Origin of the sequence: Fusicatenibacter saccharivorans (genome assembly GCF_015557635.1) — a bacterium.
Lineage (GTDB): Bacteria > Bacillota > Clostridia > Lachnospirales > Lachnospiraceae > Fusicatenibacter > Fusicatenibacter saccharivorans.
Genome location: NZ_JADNOP010000009.1, coordinates 82783 through 105686 on the forward strand (window position 1 = coordinate 82783; position 22904 = coordinate 105686).

Genomic DNA, 22904 nt, shown 5'->3' on the forward strand with positions numbered 1-22904 from the left:
GACAGGAGGAAGTTACGTTATGCAGTTCCAGAAAGCAGTACGTCCTCTGCGCGGAGAAATCTCCGTGCCGGGCGATAAATCCATTTCCCACCGCGCCGTCATGTTCGGTGCCATTTCAGAGGGAACCACAGAAGTCACAAACTTTTTACAGGGTGCCGACTGTCTCTCCACCATCTCCTGCTTCCGCAGTATGGGCATTGAGATCGAGAACACGCCGGAGCGCATCCTCGTTCATGGAAAAGGCCTGCACGGGCTTTCGGCTCCGTCCGCCGTTCTCGACTGCGGAAACAGCGGAACAACGACACGCCTGATCTCCGGCATTCTTTCCGGCCAGAACTTTTCCAGTACACTGACCGGTGACACCTCCATTCAGAAACGGCCGATGGGACGCATCATCAATCCGCTGACCCAAATGGGCGCTTCCATCCGCAGTATTCCGGAAAATGGCTGTGCGCCGCTTGCGATCAACGGCCATCCGCTCCACGCCATCTCCTATCTTTCGCCAGTCGCATCCGCACAGGTCAAATCGTGTGTCCTGCTTGCCGGACTGTATGCTGACGGAAAAACAAGCGTTACCGAACCGGCTCTTTCCAGAAACCATACGGAGCTGATGCTGAAATTCTTCGGCGCCGACGTTGCCTCCGAAGGGCTGACCGCATCGGTTCTTCCGGACCCGGCTCTCCATGGAAATCTCGTCCGTGTGCCGGGAGATATTTCCTCCGCCGCCTACTTCATCGCCGCCGCGCTGATAGTTCCAGGCTCTGAGGTGCTCCTGAAAAATGTCGGCATCAACCCGACCCGCGACGGTATGCTCCGCGTCTGCCGCGCCATGGGTGCTGACATCACACTTCTGAATGAGCAGAACTCCGGCGGAGAACCGGTTGCAGACCTTCTCGTGCGCTATACGCCGTCTCTTTCCGGCACTGTCATCGAGGGCGAACTGATCCCGACCCTGATCGATGAAATCCCGATCATCGCGGTTCTTGCCGCCACAGCGAACGGTACAACCGTGATCCGGAATGCGGAGGAGCTGAAAGTCAAAGAATCGAACCGTCTTGATATCATGGTAAACGAACTCACCGCGATGGGTGTTTCCCTGGAAGGCACGGACGACGGCATGATCATTGAGGGCGGAAAACCGTTCCACGGCGCCCAAATCGACAGCCGCCTCGACCACCGCATTGCGATGTCGTTTGCAATCGCTTCGCTTGCCGCAGAGACACCGACGGAAATCCTGCGCGCCGGCTGTGTGGATATCTCGTATCCGACATTCTACCAGGATCTGGCACGGCTGCAGGCATAAAAAACGTTTAAACAAAATGGATTGTGAAGATCATTTCCTCACAATCCATTTTTTTGCTTTTATTTACGCGGGCAACAAGCCAAAGTCCGTGCTTGCACGAGACCTTGGTGACTGCCGCGATAACTCGAGAAACTCGCGGAGCGTGTTTCTCATAGTTCTGTTCTTCCGGCCGTTCCAACCGTTTCTCCCTGCCGTACCCGCGTTTCGATTCCAAGCCGCGAATAATTCCAGATCCGTTTTTCCGGCACTGCGCTTCCCTTCTGTGCCAGAACGATCACTGTCGAACCACCGAAGGCAAAATAGCCTTTCTCTTCGCCGCGCTGTACACGTCTCGCCGCTCCGGCATTTTCATTGACAATCTTTCCGACCATCATCGCGCCGACCTCCATCTGCAGCAGTGTGCCGAAATTTGCGGACTGCAGCAGCGTGTAGGTTCTCGTATTTTCTTTATAGATCGGGCAAAAATCATTCGCCGCCGGATTGACCGTGTGGAGCACACCCTCAATCCGCCGTTCCGTCGAGCAGACGCCGTCATCCACAAAGAGATACCGGTGATAATCGTCCACGGAAAGCCGAAACAGAAATAACGTTCCGCCCTCATACCGTTTTGCCAGCTTCCGGTCGCGCAGAAGCTGTTCCAGCGTATATTCTGTGTTCTTGATCTCAAACTTCCCGTTCTCATGAATCGGATAAACCGTAAGCCGCGCATCACACGGGCTGATAAAATCCTGCGGCGCATTGGAAAACGGACGTGCATCCATTTTCAGCTTCCGCACAAAGAAATCATTGAACGAGATAAACTGCTTTGCGGTACATTCCTTCAGTGAAATATGATTTTTCTTTACAAACGGTGCAACCAGCGGCACCGATAAGCGGCTTTCCAGAAAGCAGCCTGCCACACGAGATACAAATGACTGAACCAGCGGCTTCATCGCGGCTCTTCCGGCGGTATGGCTGTACATCATGTGCAGAAAACGGTCCTGCAGATCATTTTCCTCGCGGATCAGATCAAGCTTTGGATGATTTTTCCCCTGTTTTCGGTAAGGATAAGCGCAGAGTCTCAAATCGTTCTTCCTCCCTTCCAGATCAGAAGTCCGCGGAGCACAGCCACTCCAACGACCGCCACCAGCACAGCAAGCTCTTTATTCGTCGGCTTGCGGAAGCGGAAATCCGTGATAAACAGAACGCCGACCGCCAGCACCAGCAGATGCAGCCAGATCAGAAAGTATCCGCGGCAGAGCGGTGCAAAGACGAACAGCAGCGGCAGAGCTACTGACATCGAGGTAATCGGCAGTCCCTGGTAATATTTCCGGTTCTCCGAAGTTTCATTCTGACGTTTCTCTTCCATCACGTTAAAATATCCCAGACGGATCACGCCCGCAAGACCGTAGAAAATAAGAATCGGAATGCTGTAAAAATGTGTCATGCCAAGCTCATAGCAGAGCACGATCGGAAAGACGCCGAAACAGACCACATCGCAGAGCGAATCGATCTGAATGCCGAACCGCTTTTCATCTTCGGTCCTGTTTTTCTTCGTCCGCGCAATTTTTCCATCGAACATATCGCACAGTCCGGAAAAAGCAAGACAAAAAATCGCCCAGTTAAAGTGTCCCCGCGTTGCAAGAAAAATGCCGCTGATGGACGATGCAAAGCTGATATATGTTAATATTACGGTATAATCATAGAACCCTATCATATGTAGTTCCCCCTCTTTTTTCTCTTTTCGTATTCCCGATCGTAAGCTGTGCGACGATGGTAAAGACTGCACTCACCAGCAGCTCCCCGTAGTAGCCGAGCCCTCTGGAAAGCACCATTGCCGGAAGAAGCAGCGCGCTTCCAAAGACCGGCGGGAAAATTTTCAGGAACAGTGTCTCGCTGATTCCCATTCCTCCCGGAAGCGGCAGCATGTCAACCGATACGGAAATGACCGCCTGCAGCAGCACAATGGTGATAAAGGAAATGCCTGATAAATGGAAGGCGCGGTATACAAACCATGTTGCTGCAAATAAAGCAAACCTCTGTGCAAAGGTAATCGCAAGGACATTGACCAGCACCATTTTGTGGGTGCCAAGATACACTGCCGTATTCTGGTAGACTTCCATGGAAGCTTCCAGTTTTTTCAGGCGGCTTTCTTTTCGTTTCATCAAATGCAGTTTTTCCACGATTTTCAGTCCAAAAACCAGAATCGTCCGCGCAAGCGCCGGATGAAAAACCAGAATAAGCATGGCTGTGACACAGAAGACATTCAGACCGATTCCCAGATAGAAAACCGGAAGGATTTCCGTCAGATACCGGTGCAGGAAGCCCTGTCCGAACAGAACAAGCCCAAGTCCCACCACGACCAGCACCGCTTTGTAAGTGATCGTGACGATCATCAGAATCACCGTTGATACCGGAAGAGATATTTTCTCCTTTTTCATATAGTAGAGCTGCATCGGCTGGCCGCCGCTTGCGGACGGTGTGATACAGCTGAAAAAGAATCCGACGGAAGAAAACAGAAAACACGTCCGCCTCTTCACCGGAATCTGGAAGGAATGCATCATGTACCAGATGATGATCGATTCTCCCCAGATAAAAAACACGACACAGAACAGTCCCGGCAGCAGCCACCGCACATCTGCTCGCCGCATTGCTTCCATCATTGCGCCAAGGTCTTCGCCGTGGAAAACACCGTATATCGTCAACGCAAAAATCACAACGAGAAAAACAGTATTCACGATCATTTTTTTCTTACTCTGCACGGCGTTTCCACCTCCTTCGTTCCAATATCATGCCATACCATGCACCAAGATGCGTGCGTCCCGCGATCTGCCACGTCACTTCTGCCAGAAGCGCTCCGCCAATCACATCTGCAATCACATGCTGCTTTGTTGTCAGCGTAGAGACAAACACGGCAAGTGCCGCCCAGAAAGAGAACCGCTGATACCAGCGCGGAATCTCCCGTCTGCTGCGGACTGCGATATAGCAGAACCAGCTGTTCAGGCAGTGAATCGATGGGAACAAATTGTCCGCCGCATCCATCTGGTAGAGCAAGGCAAGCATCTGATTCCAGAATCCCTGTTCCGGGATCGACGGCCTTACGTTCGTTGTCGGCAGCAGCAGATAAAATGCCATACAGACAAGCCGCGCCAGAACATCTGCTGCAAAGAACCGCCAGACAAATTCTTTCTCTCTGCTTGCGGCAATCAGATAATTTACAATCCAGACCAGATAACAGCCAAAATAAATCACGATCGTCCACGGGATCACCGGGATCTGCTGGTCCAGCATCGTTTCTATATTGTAATGTTTCCACGAACTGGTAAACGGCCGCGTTCCAAAATAAGCGATAAAATTCGCTGTCAGCGTCAGAATTAGCGGCAGGATACCATAGCATGGAAACTTTCTTCTCTCGTCTCTCTTCAAAATCCGTCCTCCCTTGTCTCAAACACGTATCAGTATACGCAAAAACATTCCCTGACACAACCCAGTTCCGCTCGTTTTCAGAAACCTTAATAAAATCTTCTGTTTTTCGGCAGGGAAAAAGAAAGATTTAGAAGATTCGCTGGACAAAAAACGACCATATAGGGCTTCGCTGTGTTCCTATATGGTCGTTTTCTTTCAGCATCGTATTTTTGTCATAAACGAATTTTTTATTCAATCATCATGGCATCACCGAAGGAGAAAAAGCGGTATTTTTCTCTCACAGCCTCTTCATAAGCTGCCATAATATGCTCTTTTCCAGCCAGTGCCGATACCAGCATCACCAGTGTGGACTCCGGCAGATGGAAATTGGTGATCAGTCCGTCGATCATCTTGAAGCGGTAACCCGGATAGATAAAGATCTCGGTCCAGCCGCTTCCGGCTTTTAAAATGCCGTCCTCGCCGGTTGCCGACTCCAGAGTACGGCAGCTCGTTGTTCCGACTGCGATCACACGGCCGCCTGCTGCTTTCGTATCGTTGATCAGTTTTGCCTGATCTTCTTCTACCACATAGAACTCAGAGTGCATGTGATGCTGGGTGACATCCTCCACTTTCACCGGACGGAAGGTGCCAAGGCCGACATGCAGGGTTACATGGGCGATCTTTACACCGGCATCCTGTACCTGTTGCAGAAGCTCTTTTGTAAAGTGCAGTCCTGCGGTCGGAGCGGCTGCGCTTCCCTCGTGTTTCGCGTATACCGTCTGGTAGCGGTTCTTGTCCTGCAGTTTGTGTGTGATATACGGCGGCAGCGGCATCTCGCCAAGCTGGTCGAGGATCTCCTCGAAAATGCCGTCGTAATGGAACTGGATCAGACGGTTTCCCTCATCGACAATATCTACAACCTCTCCGGTCAGAATGCCGTCGCCGAAGGAGATCACCGTGCCGACCTTACATTTTTTGCCCGGTTTTACCAGCGTTTCCCAGATGTCATTTTCTTTTCTCTTTAAAAGAAGAATCTCAATTGCCGCATCCGTTCCGACCTTGGAACCATAAAGACGTGCCGGAATTACCTTCGTATCATTGATAACCAGACAGTCGCCTGGTTTCAGATACTGCAGAATATCACGGAAATGACCATGCTTATATTCACCTGTCGTTTTATCCAGATGCATCAGGCGGGAAGCGCTGCGGTCTTCCAGCGGATCCTGTGCAATCAGTTCTTTTGGCAGATCATAATAAAAATCTGATGTTTTCATTTGTTTCCTCCATTCTATGGCAGCCGGCATGATTCGCCGGATTTGCTCTGTTCATTCAACTTTTTTGCCCAACGGATCCATTATAGCATTTTCCGTACTTTCTGACAAGGAATTCTCTCGAATCCCAATCATCTCCTGTGTGGTCTACTCGATCACTGCCCGGCTTCCTACACCATCCCGGCTTCGATTTTTCGTCACAATGATTTTTTTCTCAATCCGCTCTTTTAACTTGGGCACATGAGAAATAATTCCGACCAGACAGTTTCCATCCGCCAGACCTTCCAGTGCTTTCACCGCCTGATTCAGGGACTCTTCATCGAGAGAACCAAAACCTTCGTCCACAAACATGGAATCTAACCGGATTCCTCCTGCATACGACTGAATTTCATCTGACAGGCCAAGTGCCAGCGAAAGCGATGCCTGAAACGATTCGCCGCCGGAGAGCGTGCGGACACTCCGCTCCGTTCCGTTATAATGGTCAATCACATTCAGTTCCAATCCGGCTTTTTCTTTCTTATTCGTGCCGTCTTCCTGCCGTTTCAGCTCATACTGTCCCTGGCTCATCGTCAGGAAACGCACATTGGCTTTTCGCAGAATCCGGTCAAAATACGCCATCTGCACATACGTTTCCAGTTCAATCTTTTGCTTTCCGCTCACATTTCCACATGCGGTATCCGCAAGCGCATTGACCCATTTGTACTCTTCTTCCACGGTCTGCATCTGACTTTGCTGATTCCGAATGGCATCATATGTGTTCTGATTCGTATTTGCCGCGTGATACTGCTCGTTATAACGCTGATCCAGAACCTGTTTCTGTTCGGAAAGTCCCCTTAAATCTTCCTGTAATTCTATTTCTGACGGGAGTGGCTGTTCCTGTGAATCCGCTGTTTCTAACGCCTGAATCGCCGTAAGCGCCGCCTGTACTTCCATCAGTTTTTTCTGTATGGCATCCAGTTCCTCTTTTGCTGTTTTCTGTGCTTCTTCCAGCCGTTCTTTCTGTGCTTCCCAGGCTGCAATATGTTCCAGAAGTTCTGTTTCTTCTTTTCCCGCAAGCTGCGCCTCTTTTTCCCGGATCCTTTCCAGCAGTGCTTTTCTTTCAGCCTTTTGTTCCGTTTCCCGCAGCTCTTTTTTGCGAATTTCCTGTTCTCTTTGCTCCGTTTTCTGTGTTTCCTCCTGGATTTCCTGTCGGATCTTTTTCAGTTCCTCCTGTTCTGCAAGAATACATTGTTTCTGTTCTGTCAGTTCTTTTCGCTTTTGTTTCAGCCAGTGCTGTTCCCATACAGACCGAATCCACAGTTCTCTTTCTGCATCTGCAAGTTTTTCTGCGATTTCCGATCCCGTAAATTCATTTATCTGTTTTTTCACCGTTTCTGCACTTACCAGATCCTTCAGCTGCTCCTTCCCTTCTCTAGGCTTGCCTTCGGATTTCGCTCCTGTTTTCTGCTGATCCTGTTCTGCCCAGATCGCTCTCTGCTCTTCCAGATTTTCCAGCAGTTTCTCTTCTTGTTCCTTCCATCTCTTCCGATCGCTTTGCAGTACTTCAAGACGGCTCCGCACCTTCTGCAGCCGCTCATGATCCTCTTTCCGCTCAGCTTCCGCTTTTTTCTGCCGTGCGATACATTCTGCACGGCGGCTCACCTTTGCCCGCGTGGCAGCAATCTCTCCCTCACACTGTTTCTGTCTGTTTTTCCGGAAGGAAATCACCTGGGCAATCTGATCAGCCAGGGATTTTCTGTCCTCGCTCTCCCCCGGACCCTTTCTTTGCGCAGGATTCTTTTTCTCCATAAAAGCAGTCGTTTTTTGCGCCTCCGCAATTTCTTTTTCCAACTGTTCTTCCAGTGCTCTTTTGGTTCCTTCTGCCCGGCCAAGCTGTGTCTGTTCCGCTGCAATGGTCTTTTTTATGCTTTCCAGTCTTTTCTGCCGTTCTGTCTGTCTTTTTTCCAGTTCCGCATATTCCATCTGACGTACTTTCTGTGTTTCTTCTTCCTTCCGAAGCTGCTCTGCCTTCTCGACCGCTTCCTGTTGAAATAAAACATCCGGCATCTGTGAAAGTCGCTTCTGTTCGTGTTCTTTCTGACTCTCGGGCAGTTCTCTTAACAGCCATTCCGTTAGCTGTGCACGTTTTTCCTTTACCTGTCTGCGGCAGCTGCCCGCAGCCTCGCTTTGTCCCGCAGCTGCTTCCTCCTGCATCCGAAGTTCTTCTTTCTTGTGATCCAGCGTTTCTTTATCTGGCGTATGTTCTGCTCGTCTGGCAGGCTGCGGATGATGAATAGCGCCGCAGACCGGGCATGGTTCTCCCTCTGTCAGTTTTTCTGCCAGAATTCCCGCCTGTGCATCCAGAAATAAAGATTCCATCGCCTGATATGTTTCCCGTAAAGCATCTCTCTTTTTGATTTCACGCTGGTATGCACCTTGCTTTTCTTCCAGTTCTTTGCGTCCCTGCTCCCAGCTTTCCAGCAGATTTTCCAGCGTTTCCAGCTTCTGGTGGTATTTTTCCTGCAGCAGCGCGGCTCCGTCTCTTTCGGCCAGATGTTCTGCCGTTGTCGCGATATCCGCCTGTAAGTTCTCTTCTTCCTTTCGCAGTTGTGTCACCTGCGCGGCAATCTGCGTCCTTTCAGCCGTCGTTCTCTCCAGCTGTTTTTTCGTTTCTTCTAAAGTGTGGATTTTCTGTTCCAGATTTTTCTTTTCATCCAGCAGTTTTTCGCAGACCTGATCCTGCCCGGCCAGCCTTTCTGCCTCTTCGGCTGCCCTGGCCGCTGTCTCCTCTGTTTCTTTTATTTTTTTACAAAGAACGCTTTCCTCTTCTTTGTTTGCCGTTTCCTCTTTGACTGCGCCTGCAATTGTCTCGCAGTATGCTTCCATCTGCTGTATCTGCTCTGCGGCATACGCTTCTTTTTGTTCCGTCCGTGCAAGTTTCACCTCCGCATCAGAGAGACGTTCTTCCCGTGCTTTCTTCTGTTCCAGGACTTTTTTTGCACGCTCCTGCTCTGTCTGAAGCTGTTCTTTTGCTTCTGTTGCTGCCTGCAGTTCCTTTTGCAGCTGTGTCATTGCACTTTGCTCCTGCTGCACTTTTCGCAGCAGTTCCAGACACACTTTTTCTTCCCGAATCCGCTCTTCCAACTGCTTACAAATCTCTGCCTCTTTCTCTGCCTGCTCACTTCTCTTTTTCTTTTCTTCTTCCTTCGGAAGCAGAGTCTCCCATTCTTTTTCTTTCTGCTCTTTCTCTTTTTGTCTCGTCTGTCGCTCTTTTATTTTTCCCAAAAGCTGGTTTTTCTTTTCGATCTCTTCATTTAGCGTACTCTGCTCGTCTTGCAGCGCCTTTAATTTCTCATCGTCCCATTCGATGCAGCGTGCAAGCAGTTCCATACCGCGCATAACCTGGCCGTCGAATTTATTTTTCTTCAGCCGGTCAAACTCTTTTTTCCATTCTGCCTCTTCCGGGCAGACAACATTGTCCAGATACTGGCTGATGCTGCGTTTCTTTTCATCGTATATTTTCCAGCGCTCCTTTGCTGCTTCCCGCAGACGCTTCTGCAGCTCCTGATAAATCTCTGTGTGAAACATTTTCCGGAAAATTTCACTCCGATCCGCTGTTCCTGTCAGCAGAAGCTTCTGGAAATCTCCCTGCGCAATCATCGCAATCTGTCGGAACTGACGCTGATCCAGCCCGAGAAGTTCTGTCACTTTCTTTGTCACTTCCGAAGTTTTCGTAACCGGCTGCCGCTCATCCGGAAAAATCAGTTCTGCATTCGCTTTCTCCATCGTCATGCCCTGTCCGCGGTCCTTCGGGCGCAGATATTCCGGGTTTCTCTTTACCGTATAGTCCTTTCCCTGATACGTAAACGTAAGCTCTACGAAGGTACGCACCTCCGGTTTTGCATACTTACTGCGGAACATTTCGCCTTTCCGGATTTCACCGCTCGCTTCCCCGTAAAGCGCAAACGTGATGGCATCAAAAATCGTTGTTTTTCCCGCGCCGGTGTCCCCCGTAATCAGATACAGACCGCCGCCAAGCCGGTCAAAATCAAGTTCCATCCGGTCCGCATACGGTCCGAATGCACTGATGACTAATTTCTTTGGTTTCATGCCTTCATCCCCCGTAACAATTCTTCCACCAGCGCTTTCTGCTGTGCGGTCATGCTCTGATTATTCTGTAATTCATAAAATTCCCGGAACAGTTCCAGTTCTGATTTTTCCTCCACTCGTTCCGCCGTGCCAATGTCTGCAGCAGACCGGGTTCTTTTGTTATCGTACTCCAGGCGCATCAGGTTCGGATAGATCGTTCGGAGTTTTGCCATTCCATCCGGCACATCTTCTTCATCCGTCAACGTCACCAGAAGGTAATCCTCGCAGTCGCTGTTCTCATAAAATGTTTTTGCCGTGACTTCCAGATACGTCCCCCGGATTTTCCTGAGATCGTGCAAGGGCTTTAATGGAATTGTTCTAAGCTCCACCGTTCCTTTTTCTTTTAATTCGATCACCGTAATCGTTTTTTCCTGTCCTGCTTCCGAAAAAGAATATTTCAGCGGCGAACCGCAATAGCGAACCGTATCTCTTTCCACCTTCTGTGGGCTGTGGATGTGCCCCAGTGCAGCATAATCAAACTTTTCAAACAATTCTGCCGGAATCTGATCCAAGTCGCCAACCTGCAGTTCTTCTGCATCACATCGTTTTGCCCCGGTTACGAACTGGTGGGCCAGAATCACATTTCGATCCTGTTCATCAACCAGATCCTGTTCCAGTGCAATCCGAACTGCATCCGCTGTACACATTACTTCTTCCGCACGCTCCGGCAGGGCATGACGCACCACCGCAGGCCGTAAAAACGGAAGCAGATGAATCCACACCGTGCCATACGCATCCTGCAGCGGAATTTTCTCTATCGTTCCATTGTATACCTTTGAAAAATAGATCCCGCTTTTTCCCATCAGGCTGGATCCAAATGCCAGACGCTCGGCGGAATCATGGTTTCCACTGATGATAAAAGTGGGAATCCGATTGGTGGAAAGCTCTGTCAGAAACGCATCAAAAACCTGAACCGCTTCTGCACTTGGAATCGTACTGTCGTAAATATCTCCGGAAAGCAGTACGCCATCTGGTCTCTCTCTTTTTGCAGCATGCAGAATCTGCGACAAAATGTACTTCTGATCCTCGATCATCGAAAATTCATTGACTCGCTTTCCGATGTGGAGATCGGATAAGTGGAATAATTTCATAAGCGCCTCCCTGTCATTTTCCATGGTATTGTAATCTGCAGGGCCCGCCACTGGCAGCCCCCTCCGAACGTAAAACAACAAAAGCCCCTGCTTTCGCAGGAGCTCTCTCTTTCGTAGCGAGAGGGGGATTCGAACCCTCGACACCGCGGGTATGAACCGCGTGCTCTAGCCAACTGAGCTATCTCGCCATACTATATTTTTAGAAGTATGGGGCCTACAGGGCTCGAACCTGTGACCCTCTGCTTGTAAGGCAGATGCTCTCCCAGCTGAGCTAAGACCCCATATCTGTTTTCTAGCAGTTCTTACGTCCTGCTGACAATATGTATATTAGCACGCTTTGTTCTGTTTGTCAACGATATTTTTTGAAATTTTTCAAATTTTTTCTTTTGTTTCTACAATACCAGCGATTTCATGTCCTTCCGGCATACGCTGTCTTTAACTATCCAAAGTTATTTTTTCTATGCATCTTTCCGCTTTCTCATCTCTTCCAGTTTCTGGTTCATGCTTTCCGCCACCATATGGTCATTTACATATACGATCAGATTCACCGTAACATAAACTCCAATAATCAAAACCTCCATCAGCACGACCATTTTAGCTTTGCTGAAGTAAAACCATCCGAACGCTCTGCCAAGTCCCAGGGCAGCACAATTGACATAGATAAAATAGATGATCTGCCGTGCAATCATGCCCTGTTTGGATACTTCTTTTCCTTCCTCATCCGGGTACATCAGAATCGGAATGGAGCATACAGCGGAAACCAGAAGAATCTGCCAGAGAATCATGACACTGATCTGGGCATCCAGACCGCACATCACAGTAATATAGATCGCGGACGCAAGCAGAACGCACACGGTAATTTTCGAAAAAATATTTGCAAGAATTTTTATTTTATTCATCATTGTTTTCGCCTCCCTACAATCCCAGTCGTTCTTTCAGAACCGGCACATACTGCCGGGAAATAACCACTTTTTCCTCATTTTCGAGTAACGCTTCAAATCTGCCGCCAAAAGCAGGCGACAAATGCCGGATTTTGTCCAGATTTAGAATCATGGATTTGGAGGCCCGCATAAATGGAAAAGACACCAGCTGTTCTTCTAACTGATACAGTTTTTCTTTAACTTCATAAACATTCTTTTGTCCATAGGCAAAAACCTTATTGTCCGTTGCCTCAAAATAAAAAATATCCGGAAGTGCCAGAAGAGTAATTCCTTTTGCATCGTATCCCGTAATTTTCCGATCCCCGTTTTTCAGTTTGCAGATCAGATGGTTGATGTCCTCCGTCAGCACACGGCATTTGATGATGATTTCTTCCTCTTCGTCCGGAAATGGATTGATGATCGTTATCTTCACATTAGTCCCCTCTTTTCTTTTCCCTATCCTCTTTTATATCGGATTTTCTTGGAGATGTCTATCCCTTGTATGGTATGCTGTATAAAAATTTTCGAATCAGTTTCAACTTTTTTGCTGTATACGGCTGATAGCGGATCGGAAAATCCATCCATGTCTTTTTATCCACGATGCTGCGCTTCCTGTGAAAAAAATCTTATCAAATTTTTCCTGTAAAAGTACCTGATTTTCCTCCCGTCCGCCTAAAACAACGGTAACATATTCCGGTGGAAAACATTCTTCTAACAGATCTTTCAGGGCATTTGCACTAGCCGGTGCATAAGCACTTGGTTTTACCACCGCAGTATTTCCTGCCGCAATGGCATCTACCAGCGGTTCTAACGTCAGCAGAACAGGGTAATTCCACGGGCTCATAATCAGCACATTGCCATAAGGAGAAGGGCTTTGATAACTTTTTGCAGCGAACTGCGCCAGCGGTGTTCTGACATGTTTTGTTCTGCAAAGCCGCCCTAAGTGCTGCTTCATCCAGCGGATTTCCCCCTGCACCAGTCCAATCTCACACATCACACTCTCCGTCTTGCTCTTTCCAAGATCCGTATGCAGCGCTTTGCAGAGGATCTGCTCCTGTTTTTGCAAGGCCTTTTCCAATCTGCTCAAAGCCTCCATCCGCACCTTCACGGGCAATGTGGCTCCAGATGCAAAATACTCTCTTTGCTGTTCCATAAGTGTTTCGAGCATTAATTTTTCCATTCCATTCTCCTTTTCAAGTTTTTCCATTCTCTTCCCTCTGGATCTGATGTTTTCTTTCCAGGTGCCGTGAATACATCTGCCGAGGCGTGCAGACTACGAAAAGCCTTTTTCGAACACGCTCTGGAACAGATATCTCTGTGAACTTCTTGTCCTTATTATAGAAAAGATCCGATTGAAGCGGAAATCTCGATATGCTACAATGGCATTAACGAAAACAGAATTTCTTCCTCGTTTTCCATCCGCACATACAAACGCCCATTTAATGCGGTACGAACCGAAACAATACGATCTGCATTTACAATCGTTGTCTTTGATGCACGCTTCATACATTTTCTTATTATTTTCTCTTCCAGCTGATACAGTCTGCTTTTAATTTCATAAAACTCATTTGACGTATAAGCAAACACCTTGTTTTCCACTTCCTCGAAATATAAAATATCTTCTGTTCTTATGGAAACACATTCTTTCTTTTCTGTGTATCCCCGGATAGATTCCCCTTTGCTTCTTACATACTCTTTTATTTCTGCAAATTCTTTCGTAAAATTTACATATTCGAGTATAACGCCCTCTTTTTCCGGGTCATCGATCTCTCTTTCTGTAATATTCATAACTGTCTCTTTTCTCATTTTTTATTCATTCTATAGTCGAAGGATATATTTACTTCCCATCTTTCTCCGGAAGAGCTGTCATGCACAAAAAAATAATTCCAAATACCACAACACATCCCACCATAAGCATCACCATCTGATTTACACTTACTACAGACCCCTGGAACTTCGGGTTACAATCCAGTGTATCACGAATCGCAGTAATCATTTCTTCTGGCAGCTGATTGTTCTCCATCTCTTCGAAGATTCCACAGAGCATATGATTTTTCAGCAGAGAAGTTCCGTAGGTACTTGGCAGATACGACAGTACTTTCTGCAGGCCGCTGCCGAAATTTGAAATCGGCATGTAAGCTCCGCATAAAAATCCATACCCGGCACTTACGATCGTTCCCACTGCGGATAACTGACCCTGGGTTGTCAGTGGAAAACTGACGATGCTTGACAACGTGCTTCCAAAGAGTACCAGTAAAATTTCATCGAGAAGAACCCATAGTACATCTACAGCGCTCATATACCAGCCCATTTTGTACATATAGCCAAGGCATAATACCAGCGCAAGCCCATTCACCAGCAGGGAATTGACTACAGTAGATAAAAAATACCCAAGATAAAGCTGTGCTTTGCTGATTGGCGATACATTAAAATCTTTCCTTGTTCCGTTTGCCCGGTCCTGTACCATCGTAAGATTCACGCAGAATGTCACAGTCACACAGCTGACTGCCAGAAGAGCCGCGGCAAGCTGTGCGGCCACCGTTCCATCGATCAGTTTGTCTGAGATTGTAATCATGTCCGGGATCGCGGACACAAAGGAATCTCTGTATACGTTTGCCAGAAATGTAGCATACAGCAAAATCAGAATTCCCGGAGTAATTAAAGCTGAAAAAAACATTCCTCTGTCTTTAAAAAACAATTTTCTGTTTCGACTTATAAGTGCAAATACTGCCTTCATCTGTGCTCACCTCCCAATGTTTTTCCGGTTACAGCAAGAAATACATCATCCATTCTGCCCTTTACCACTTCATAATCACGGAATATTTCCTGATGTTCCACGATCAGCCGGGTAGCCTCTGCGGTATTTTTTACTTTTAACTGATAGCCATCCCGGATCTTTTTATACTCTCTGCCCAGTGTTTTGATTTCTTCTTCTGTCACACCATAAACAGACATAGTGTCCTGCACATACTCATTTTTCAGCTCAAAAGGAGTTCCTTCTGCCACGATGCTTCCTTTATCCAGAATCACCACATAACCGGCATTTGCAGCTTCTTCCATGTAGTGCGTAGTCAGAAAAACTGTCAGCTTTTCTTCCACTCGAAGTTTTTCAATGATATCCCAGATCAAAAGCCGCGTCTGTGGGTCAAGTCCTGTCGTTGGTTCATCTAAAATCAGAAGTTCGGGCCGATGCAGCAAGGCTCTTGCAATATCAATTCTTCTTCTCTGTCCGCCGGACAGTTTTCCGACCGGCCGGTTCAGATAATCTCCGAAATCAAAAATCTCCACCAGTTCCCGCAATCTTTTTTCAAACGCTTTTCCTGTTATTCCATAAAGCGCTGCTCTGTTTTTCAGATTTTCCCTGACGGTAAGTGGCTTGTCCAGCACACTGTCCTGAAATACCACGCCAAGCATTGTTCCAACTTTCCTTCCGATCTTATCCAGATCTGTGCCCTGGATCTGAACCGTTCCGCTGTCTTTGCGAAGCTGCCCGCAGATGATCGAAATCGTTGTGCTCTTCCCTGCCCCGTTTACACCAAGGAATGCAAAGAGCTCTCCTTTTTTCACCTGAAAACTCAGATCATTGACTGCTTTTACATCACCAAAGCTTTTCTTTAAATGAGTGATTTTAATCATATCTGTTTCCATTACGCCTGCCCTCTCCTTTGATTTCTTTGCTGTTCCACATAAAAAATATCAGACAATTTCAATTGATACAAAACGTGATTTTTATATCCACATACCGATGTTTGTCCAAATACAGCTTCCCGAACATTCTGCACCCAGGATGCTTCCCTGTTGTGGCAATATACCATAACATGTTCTTCCTGCTTTGGATCAATCTGTTCCACCTCACATTTCATCCATCTCACCCCCAGTTATTCCTATTTCTTTTATATATGATTTTACAGCATTCGTCCAGTCTGCATGATGTGAAATGCAGAAATTCGCGGGTAAGATGCCAATTTCTGTTGTCTGCTCGTCTGGCGCATAGGAATTCATAAAAATAAGTGGAAAGCCATGTCAATGGACATGCAACTTTCCACTTATTCATTTTCATAAATTTTTTAATCACTTGAAACTCCACGTCATGAATTCCCGCTTATCTTAATACTTTTGTACAAACTTTCTTCTTGTCAGACTTCGCACACGGGCTTCCAGCTCTTGCAGATGAAATGGTTTTTCCATATAATCATTTGTCCCCGCATCAAGACCGTCAACCTTATCAGCGATCTGACTTCTCGCAGACAGAATCAATACCTTTGTCTCTTCATTTTCCTTTCGAAGTTCCCGGAGAATATCCATCACATCCATCCCCGGAAGGTTAAGATCAAGCACGATCAAATCATACATTTCCGCATAGATCATATCTAGTGCTTCCTCTCCGTCATTACACGTGTCTACCTCATAACCTGCCTGGTGCAGACTTTTCGCAATCATATCACATAATTTCTTCTCATCTTCAACAACTAATAATCTCAATTTATTTTTCTCCATTTTCTTAACAGGAATTTTACACCCTCTATTGTACAATGCAAACATCGAAAGGTCAATAAACGGACTTTGAACATTGAAAGGAGTATTTTAATGAAATCTGAAAAAGCAACACAGATTCTTTTACTTGCAGCCGGTCTGGTGTTTTTCCTTGTCGGGATCTTCCGCGGAGAAGCAGCGGTTGTTCTTAGCAAGGCAATAAAATTATGTATGGAGTGTGTAGGAATTGGATAAGAAAATGAAATCAAACAAAAACTTTCTGGCCCGCTTCCGCGGATGGATTCAGGCAGCTGCTACACTGCTGACCAACATTCACATCCCGAATCTGTTTAAAGGGAAAATTTATCAGGGAAATGTAAAAACGATGTGCGTCCCGGGACTAAACTGTTACTCTTGTCCTGCCGCCACAGGTGCCTGTCCGATTGGAGCTTTTCAAGCCGTGGTCGGTTCTTCAAAATTCAAATTTACCTACTACATCACCGGATTTTTCATCCTGTTAGGTGTTCTGTTAGGGCGGTTTATCTGTGGATTCCTCTGTCCGTTTGGATGGTTCCAGGATCTGCTGCATAAGATTCCGGGCAAGAAACTTTCCACCGCAAAACTGAAGCCTCTGCGGTATCTGAAATATGTGATTCTGGTCGTCTTTGTTATACTACTTCCGGCATTTGTAACCAATTCACTTGGTATGGGAGATCCTTTCTTCTGCAAATACATTTGCCCACAGGGCGTACTTGAAGGCGCAATTCCGCTGGCACTTGCCAACTCAGGAATCCGTGCCGCACTCGGACATTTATTTACATTTAAGTTCACAATCCTTGCGCTTTTCATCATCCTGAGCATCTTGTTTTACCGTCCATTTTGTAAATGGATCTGCCCGCTGGGTGCTATTTACTCACTGTTTAACAAGGTATCTTTTCTTAAGATTCAGGTTGATCATGAGAAATGTGTTGGCTGCCAGAAATGTAGTCGTGTCTGTAAGATGGATGTCAATGTAGTAGACACACCAAACCATCCGGAGTGTATCCGATGCGGAGAATGTATGAAAGCCTGTCCAACTGATGCAATCTGCTATCATTACGGATTTTCAACTAAGAAACAGGCTGAAAATAAAAACTAATAAAACGTAATTTAAAGGAGATTTAAAATCATGAAAAACAAAACACTTAGAACAAACTCAATGAAATTAAAAACGGTAATTGCTGCATCCCTTGCCATTTCTGTACTTTTTGCGTTTACAGGCTGCGGAAATTCCTCCTCAACAGACAATACAAACACAAAACAGGAATCTTCTTCCACAACAGAAACGGGCAGCGCAGACGAGCTGAACGAAAAACGGAATGACCTTTACCAGCAGGAAAACCAGCTTTTTGTTGATCACAAAGATGCATGGGACAAAGCCTTTGGTCTTATGAACAAGAACGCTGCCGGTGATGCCATGAGCGAAAACTATGCTGATTCCCTCGCAAGCACAGTGGAATCTAACAAAGACTCTTTCTCTGAAGAAGAATATGAAACTCTGTGCAAAGACATCGAGACAATCCGCGGAATTGAAGAAGAAATTGCCAAGCTTGAGAAGGAGATTGCTGCATCCGATTCCTCTGACAGCTCTTCCTCCAAATCAGACGAATCCACAGCTGTATTCAAAGGTTTCAAAGGAAAAGATCTGGATGGAAACGATGTAGATGACAGTCTTTTCGCTAAAAATAAAGTTACAGTTGTAAATTTCTGGTTCAGTGGATGCAAGCCATGTGTCGGAGAGCTCTCTAAGCTGAATGAATTAAATGAGAAACTCAAAGAAATGGGTGGCGAAGTTGTTGGTATCAACATGGATACTTTAGACAACAATGAAGCCGGAATCAAAGAGGCAAAAGAAATCCTGAAAGCTCAGGGCGCTTCCTACAAGAACCTGACTTTCGATTCTAATTCAACAGTTGGAAACTATGCTGGAAAAGGAAACATCATGGCATTTCCTACAACCGTTCTTGTAGATAAAGACGGAAATATCGTTGGGGAACCTTTCATGGGTGGCATTGACGATCAGTCAAACTACGATCAGCTGATGAAGCAGATTCAGTCCGTACTGGACCAGAAATAATTTACATAAATATCCTAGTTAGGGGGCAGTTACTGTTTGCAGTAACTGCCCCCTAACATCATTAATAGAAAAAAAATCACCGGCCTTGTCCCGAATGGTTCTGATCTTTCGGGTTATACGGAAGTAGATCTTGCCGGAAAGTACATCATGCCGGGACTTATTAACATGCATGTGCACCTTGCCGGAAACGGAAAACCGTAGAAAAAACAGCGGGACAATGAAAAACTGGTCAAAACCCTGATGAGCACCGGGCTTTCCCGTGCCACTGCCTACCGCACGGTGGCAGGCTTTGCAAAAACAGAGCTGCTAAGCGGCGTCACTACCATCCGAACCGTAGGCGGTCTTGGCACGTTTGATACACGGCTGCGGGATGGAATTGCGTCCGGAAAGAAAATCGGCCCGAGAATCCTTGCGGCAAACGAAGGAATTTCTGTACCGGGCGGTCATATGGCGGGTTCTGTTGCAATTGCCGCAGAAAACATCGATGCTGCAGTTGCTCACGTAGAAGAAGCAAAGCGGGAAAATGTTGATCTGATCAAGCTGATGATCACGGGCGGTGTCCTGGAGGCAAAAGAAAAGGGCGTACCAGGAGAGCTGAAAATCCGGTTTGGTAACACTTCGCTGTGAAGGCGTCCCAGGACAGCTTCATAGTTTCCTCCAATAGCTTCATAGCACTCTCGCATTGTCATATTTTGGTCCTCCTGTCAATTGTATTCCACTAATTCATGAACCTCTGCTAATCAATGATATACATACCTTATAATCGTTTTTATAACTTCATCAATCACAATCGGCTTTGACAAATGTGCGTTCATTCCTGCATCCAGTGATGCCTGAACATCTTCTGCAAATGAATTAGCTGTCATTGCTATAATAGGAATGTTTTTTCCATCCGGTCTGTCATTCATTGCCCTGATTGCTTTTACCGCTTCATAACCATTCATTTCAGGCATCATGATATCCATCAGGATTACATCAAATGTGCCTTCCGGATGATTTCTGAAAATCTCAACAGCATTCTTTCCATCTACAGCTCTTTCTACATTCATCCCGAACTCTTCCAACTGCACGGCAGCAATCTCTGCATTCAGTTCATTATCCTCTGCAAGAAGGACATTCACACCTGTAAGATTTACCTTTTCAGAAAAACCTGTGTCTGACTTATTACATTCCTTATCTGTAATTTCCAAAGGAATATCCACAACAAATGTGGTTCCCTCATGCTTTTTACTCTGCACGGAAATGGTTCCACCCATCATATCTACATACTTCTTTACGATAGCCATCCCCAGTCCAACTCCATGGTACTGCGTTCTCACATCGGAATCTTCCTGTGCAAATTCCTCAAAAACTTCTTTTGTAAATTCCTCACTCATGCCAATACCAGTATCCGAAATGCGGTAACGCATATTTATATATCCATCCCCGCCCTTCTCCTGACACCGGGCTTCAAATGTAATCGTTCCTCCATCCGGAGTGTATTTTACGGCATTGCTCAGAATATTGACCAGCACATCGCGCAGGCGTGCAGGATCCGCAAGTACATTCGGAATCTTTGCATCTTCACGCTGAATCTTAAAGTTGATATCCCTGTTCGTAAGAAAGCCTTTTATAATATCCAATGCAGAATCTGTAATGTTTTTCACATCCGCCGGTACCGGATTGTATTTCACTTTTCCACTTTCGATGCGGGTCAGATCTAATACATCATTGATCAGCGACAGTAAATGCTCTGAGCTTTCGTCAATCTTTTCCAGACAATTTTTCACTTCGTCTGACGGATTGTTTTTCATTGCAATACCGGTAAATCCTATGATTGCATTCATCGGTGTCCTCATATCATGGGACATATGTGACAGAAATGCTGTTTTTGCCTTGTTTGCAGCCTGTGCATGCTCTGCCAGTTCCGCCATTTCCTCAGCTTTCTCCTGGGCCGCCTTCTGAGCTTTTTTTCTTGCACTGAGACGCACCATTGTCCCAGCCATAGCAGTCAGCAGCCATCCAAAAATAAGAAGAACCCAAACAGTAACAACAGGATGCAGACGGATCCAGTCAACAAGTGTAAGCTCTGTTGCTTTGTATGTGGTATACTGTGCTGCAAGATCTTCAACAAGATTTTGGGGCATGGCATACATTGCTTTCGTCAGAATACCAGCCAGCGCATGGTTCTCAGTTGATGAAATTACCATGCGGTAGGTGAATGTAGGCTGTTCCAGCAGAGTATATGTCATGGTGCCCGTAGTGTCACTGTTCACAAACGCCTGTGCCATGTAATAGTAGACGAAGGCAGCATCTGCTTTACCCTCACGGACAGCTTCCATCATTTCCTGTCGGGTACTGCACATCAGTTTTTCTGCACCGGGTGCCATTGCATCTTCAATGGAATTTGATGCTGTCTGGTCAACAGTAGTAACAACATTAATTTTTCCATCAAAGTCACGCCGTGTCACCCTTGCCAGCTGCATCGTAATGAAAGGTGCAGTAATCCCCCATTTTTTCGTCTCAGCATAGTTATCTGTTTCCAGGCGCGCATCGATGCTCATATCTGTGGTTTCCTTATTTTTCTGATAAGCAATATACTCATCTCTGGTGGCAGGTGTAAGAAACTCATAGGAAATCCCGGCATAGTCTGCAATTTTCCGGAAGTAATCCGGGATAATACCCTTCATCTCACCATTTTCATTATAAGAATATGGATAACGGGTCGGATCACACAGAACATGAAGCGGGTTGTCCTTGGAATACTGTGAAATAATACTTTTTTCTTTCTCCGTATATTCCAGATTCTTAGTTTCGATGCTTTCATAATTTTTATTATAAAGTGTCGTTTTCCAGTCACCCTCAACTGCATTCATCTGGTCGATTGCATAATTGATCTCATTCAGCAATTCTGTATTACCTTTTTTAACCATGACATAGAAATCGCTGCTGTCAAATTTATCCACGATACGCTCATTGTTTGTTTTTCTCAGAGAACTAGCAGCAATAGCATCAACATTTCCACTCTGAAGAGCTTCCTCCATCTCTGCTGTCGTATCAAAATAAAATGGATCATATGTAAATCCTTTGTTGCCTGCAAAATCCGCAAAACTCTTTATCTCGGAGCTTCCATTCAAAAACGCCACACGCATACCGTTGTAAGTACTGTAATTGCCATCCACAATCGTGCTGTTGTCACTGCGGACGGTCAGAATCCCATTATTGGTTCCGATCGGACGTGAAAAATCAAACTTTTCTTCTCTTTCCGGTGTTTTGCGGGGAGATGTTACTATATCAATCTCGCCATCTTCAAGCATCTGCTGCATATCATCCCAGCTCTTATCATATCCGACATATTCGTAATCTACATCCCAATAACGGGCCATCAGCCGAAGAAAATCATAGCCATACCCACTGCGGTTGCCTTCTTCATCCATCACATGATAACCATCCATGGCAAAGAAACCGACTTTGACAGTTTCATGCTGCGAACTGTCCTCGGCTGCATATGCAGTCTGGGGAGAAAATATCATACACACGCATACAAAAGCCAGTAATACTGCCACATATTTCTTTGCTCTCGAAATCATATTAAATCTCCTGTCTGTCTGTCTGTCTGTCTGTCTGTCTGTCTGTCTGTCAAATATATTTCTCTATACATCTCCTTGTCAACCTCCTGGTTTAATAAAATTGCACTACCGCATCAAATCCATTTGTCACTGTTCAGTGACCTGCGGTTCGGTCCCCCCCCCACCGGTCTTTATGCTTCTGAACTTGAAGACAGTTTTTCCTGCCTCAATCTTGCTCATATCCAGAACGTCATTGATAATTCCCAACAGATGCTGTGATGAAATATCTATTTTATCTGCATACTCTATAACTTTTGCTTTATTTCCTGCATCATGTCTGATCAAAGATGTGATACCAATGATTGCATTCATAGGTGTACGAGTATCATGCGACATTATTGTTACGTCTATGAAATAATACCGTAAAAAAGCACTGCCAGACAGACAGTGCACGTCATTTCATGCAACTGGCTGCCATTTTACAGGCCCTGTAGCTTTGCGTCCCAGACTTTCATCTGGTTTGCCGATTTCCTTATTATAGCTTTTAGACTTACGCAAAAAACTGATTTTATTATACTATAGTACTCTACTGTACACAAGAAAAACATTACCGTTTTAACGCCCAAAAACATATTGTCATTATACTGTCATTTTTTTAAAAACTTATTCC

20 protein-coding genes, 2 tRNA genes, 2 pseudogenes and 1 riboswitch are annotated in these 22904 nt (G+C 46.1%); of the genes and pseudogenes, 5 read left to right on the forward strand and 19 right to left on the reverse strand.

Annotated features, from left to right (window positions below):
• The first annotated feature begins 19 nt into the window (after positions 1 to 19).
• Positions 20 to 1303, forward strand: coding sequence for a 3-phosphoshikimate 1-carboxyvinyltransferase (gene aroA, locus I2G42_RS09185; RefSeq protein ID WP_195530988.1), 1284 nt, complete (start codon positions 20 to 22; stop codon positions 1301 to 1303).
• A gap of 149 nt (positions 1304 to 1452) precedes the next feature.
• Here aroA and I2G42_RS09190 read toward each other — a convergent pair whose 3' ends face one another.
• The 17 genes and pseudogenes from I2G42_RS09190 to I2G42_RS09270 all read right to left on the reverse strand — a co-directional run.
• The gene (locus I2G42_RS09190; protein ID WP_242856715.1) at positions 1453 to 2367 is read right to left on the reverse strand and encodes a phosphatidylserine decarboxylase; all 915 of its coding nucleotides are present in this window, start codon (positions 2365 to 2367) and stop codon (positions 1453 to 1455) included.
• Positions 2364 to 2999 carry a CDP-alcohol phosphatidyltransferase family protein gene (locus I2G42_RS09195; RefSeq protein ID WP_022461413.1) on the reverse strand — a complete coding sequence of 212 codons (636 nt, stop codon included), beginning with the start codon at positions 2997 to 2999 and terminating at the stop codon, positions 2364 to 2366. The genes I2G42_RS09190 and I2G42_RS09195 overlap by 4 nt, the downstream gene beginning before the upstream one ends.
• A complete protein-coding gene (locus I2G42_RS09200; protein ID WP_055228238.1) occupies positions 2983 to 4044 on the reverse strand; it encodes a lysylphosphatidylglycerol synthase transmembrane domain-containing protein in 1062 nt (353 codons plus the stop codon). The genes I2G42_RS09195 and I2G42_RS09200 overlap by 17 nt, the downstream gene beginning before the upstream one ends.
• Positions 4034 to 4708, reverse strand: a complete 675-nt coding sequence (locus I2G42_RS09205; protein WP_070103238.1) for a phosphatase PAP2 family protein — start codon at positions 4706 to 4708, stop codon at positions 4034 to 4036. The genes I2G42_RS09200 and I2G42_RS09205 overlap by 11 nt, the downstream gene beginning before the upstream one ends.
• Before the next feature lie 227 nt (positions 4709 to 4935).
• Positions 4936 to 5961 carry a tRNA preQ1(34) S-adenosylmethionine ribosyltransferase-isomerase QueA gene (gene queA / locus I2G42_RS09210; protein ID WP_055228237.1) on the reverse strand — a complete coding sequence of 342 codons (1026 nt, stop codon included), beginning with the start codon at positions 5959 to 5961 and terminating at the stop codon, positions 4936 to 4938.
• Positions 5962 to 6105: 144 nt separating this feature from the next.
• Entirely contained in the window at positions 6106 to 10047 is a 3942-nt protein-coding gene (locus I2G42_RS09215; protein WP_055228236.1) for an AAA family ATPase, read from the reverse strand.
• A complete protein-coding gene (locus I2G42_RS09220; protein ID WP_055228284.1) occupies positions 10044 to 11177 on the reverse strand; it encodes an exonuclease SbcCD subunit D in 1134 nt (377 codons plus the stop codon). Before I2G42_RS09220 ends, I2G42_RS09215 begins: the two co-directional genes overlap by 4 nt.
• A gap of 114 nt (positions 11178 to 11291) precedes the next feature.
• A tRNA-Met gene (locus I2G42_RS09225) sits at positions 11292 to 11365 on the reverse strand.
• Positions 11366 to 11385: 20 nt separating this feature from the next.
• Positions 11386 to 11458, reverse strand: a tRNA-Val gene (locus tag I2G42_RS09230).
• Between the two features lie 177 nt (positions 11459 to 11635).
• Positions 11636 to 12079 (reverse strand): DUF3021 family protein, encoded by a 444-nt coding sequence (locus I2G42_RS09235; protein WP_055228235.1) that lies wholly within the window; start codon positions 12077 to 12079, stop codon positions 11636 to 11638.
• Positions 12080 to 12092: 13 nt separating this feature from the next.
• On the reverse strand, positions 12093 to 12530 hold the full coding sequence (locus I2G42_RS09240; RefSeq protein WP_055228234.1) for a LytTR family DNA-binding domain-containing protein: 438 nt from the start codon (positions 12528 to 12530) through the stop codon (positions 12093 to 12095).
• Positions 12531 to 12632: 102 nt separating this feature from the next.
• The gene (locus I2G42_RS09245) at positions 12633 to 13277 is read right to left on the reverse strand and encodes an aldehyde dehydrogenase family protein (RefSeq protein WP_082424980.1); all 645 of its coding nucleotides are present in this window, start codon (positions 13275 to 13277) and stop codon (positions 12633 to 12635) included.
• Positions 13278 to 13471: 194 nt separating this feature from the next.
• On the reverse strand, positions 13472 to 13885 hold the full coding sequence (locus I2G42_RS09250) for a LytTR family DNA-binding domain-containing protein (protein WP_167622863.1): 414 nt from the start codon (positions 13883 to 13885) through the stop codon (positions 13472 to 13474).
• Between the two features lie 49 nt (positions 13886 to 13934).
• A complete protein-coding gene (locus I2G42_RS09255) occupies positions 13935 to 14834 on the reverse strand; it encodes an ABC transporter permease (RefSeq protein ID WP_195530989.1) in 900 nt (299 codons plus the stop codon).
• Positions 14831 to 15745, reverse strand: coding sequence for an ABC transporter ATP-binding protein (locus tag I2G42_RS09260; protein WP_055228230.1), 915 nt, complete (start codon positions 15743 to 15745; stop codon positions 14831 to 14833). Before I2G42_RS09260 ends, I2G42_RS09255 begins: the two co-directional genes overlap by 4 nt.
• Complete coding sequence (locus tag I2G42_RS09265; RefSeq protein ID WP_147326118.1) at positions 15745 to 15948, reverse strand: hypothetical protein; 204 nt, start codon at positions 15946 to 15948, stop codon at positions 15745 to 15747. Before I2G42_RS09265 ends, I2G42_RS09260 begins: the two co-directional genes overlap by 1 nt.
• 262 nt (positions 15949 to 16210) lie before the next feature.
• Positions 16211 to 16639, reverse strand: a pseudogene (locus tag I2G42_RS09270) (response regulator); the annotation flags it as partial.
• A 45-nt stretch (positions 16640 to 16684) separates the two neighbouring features.
• On the opposite strand from I2G42_RS09270, the gene I2G42_RS09275 reads away from it, so the two are divergent.
• The 4 genes from I2G42_RS09275 to I2G42_RS09290 all read left to right on the forward strand — a co-directional run bounded on the left by I2G42_RS09275 (position 16685) and on the right by I2G42_RS09290 (position 19313).
• A complete protein-coding gene (locus tag I2G42_RS09275) occupies positions 16685 to 16825 on the forward strand; it encodes a CD1871A family CXXC motif-containing protein (protein ID WP_020435933.1) in 141 nt (46 codons plus the stop codon).
• Complete coding sequence (locus I2G42_RS09280) at positions 16818 to 17708, forward strand: 4Fe-4S binding protein (RefSeq protein WP_055228228.1); 891 nt, start codon at positions 16818 to 16820, stop codon at positions 17706 to 17708. The genes I2G42_RS09275 and I2G42_RS09280 overlap by 8 nt, the downstream gene beginning before the upstream one ends.
• A 30-nt stretch (positions 17709 to 17738) precedes the next feature.
• The gene (locus tag I2G42_RS09285) at positions 17739 to 18686 is read left to right on the forward strand and encodes a TlpA disulfide reductase family protein (protein ID WP_055228227.1); all 948 of its coding nucleotides are present in this window, start codon (positions 17739 to 17741) and stop codon (positions 18684 to 18686) included.
• Between the two features lie 240 nt (positions 18687 to 18926).
• A complete protein-coding gene (locus tag I2G42_RS09290; RefSeq protein WP_242856714.1) occupies positions 18927 to 19313 on the forward strand; it encodes an amidohydrolase family protein in 387 nt (128 codons plus the stop codon).
• 113 nt (positions 19314 to 19426) lie between these two features.
• Here the strand turns inward: I2G42_RS09290 and I2G42_RS09295 are convergent, their stop codons facing one another.
• The gene (locus I2G42_RS09295; RefSeq protein WP_195530990.1) at positions 19427 to 22255 is read right to left on the reverse strand and encodes a transporter substrate-binding domain-containing protein; all 2829 of its coding nucleotides are present in this window, start codon (positions 22253 to 22255) and stop codon (positions 19427 to 19429) included.
• Between the two features lie 180 nt (positions 22256 to 22435).
• A pseudogene (locus I2G42_RS09300) lies at positions 22436 to 22630 on the reverse strand (sensor histidine kinase); the annotation flags it as partial.
• A gap of 63 nt (positions 22631 to 22693) precedes the next feature.
• A riboswitch (cyclic di-GMP riboswitch) is annotated at positions 22694 to 22769 on the reverse strand.
• Positions 22770 to 22904 lie beyond the last annotated feature (135 nt).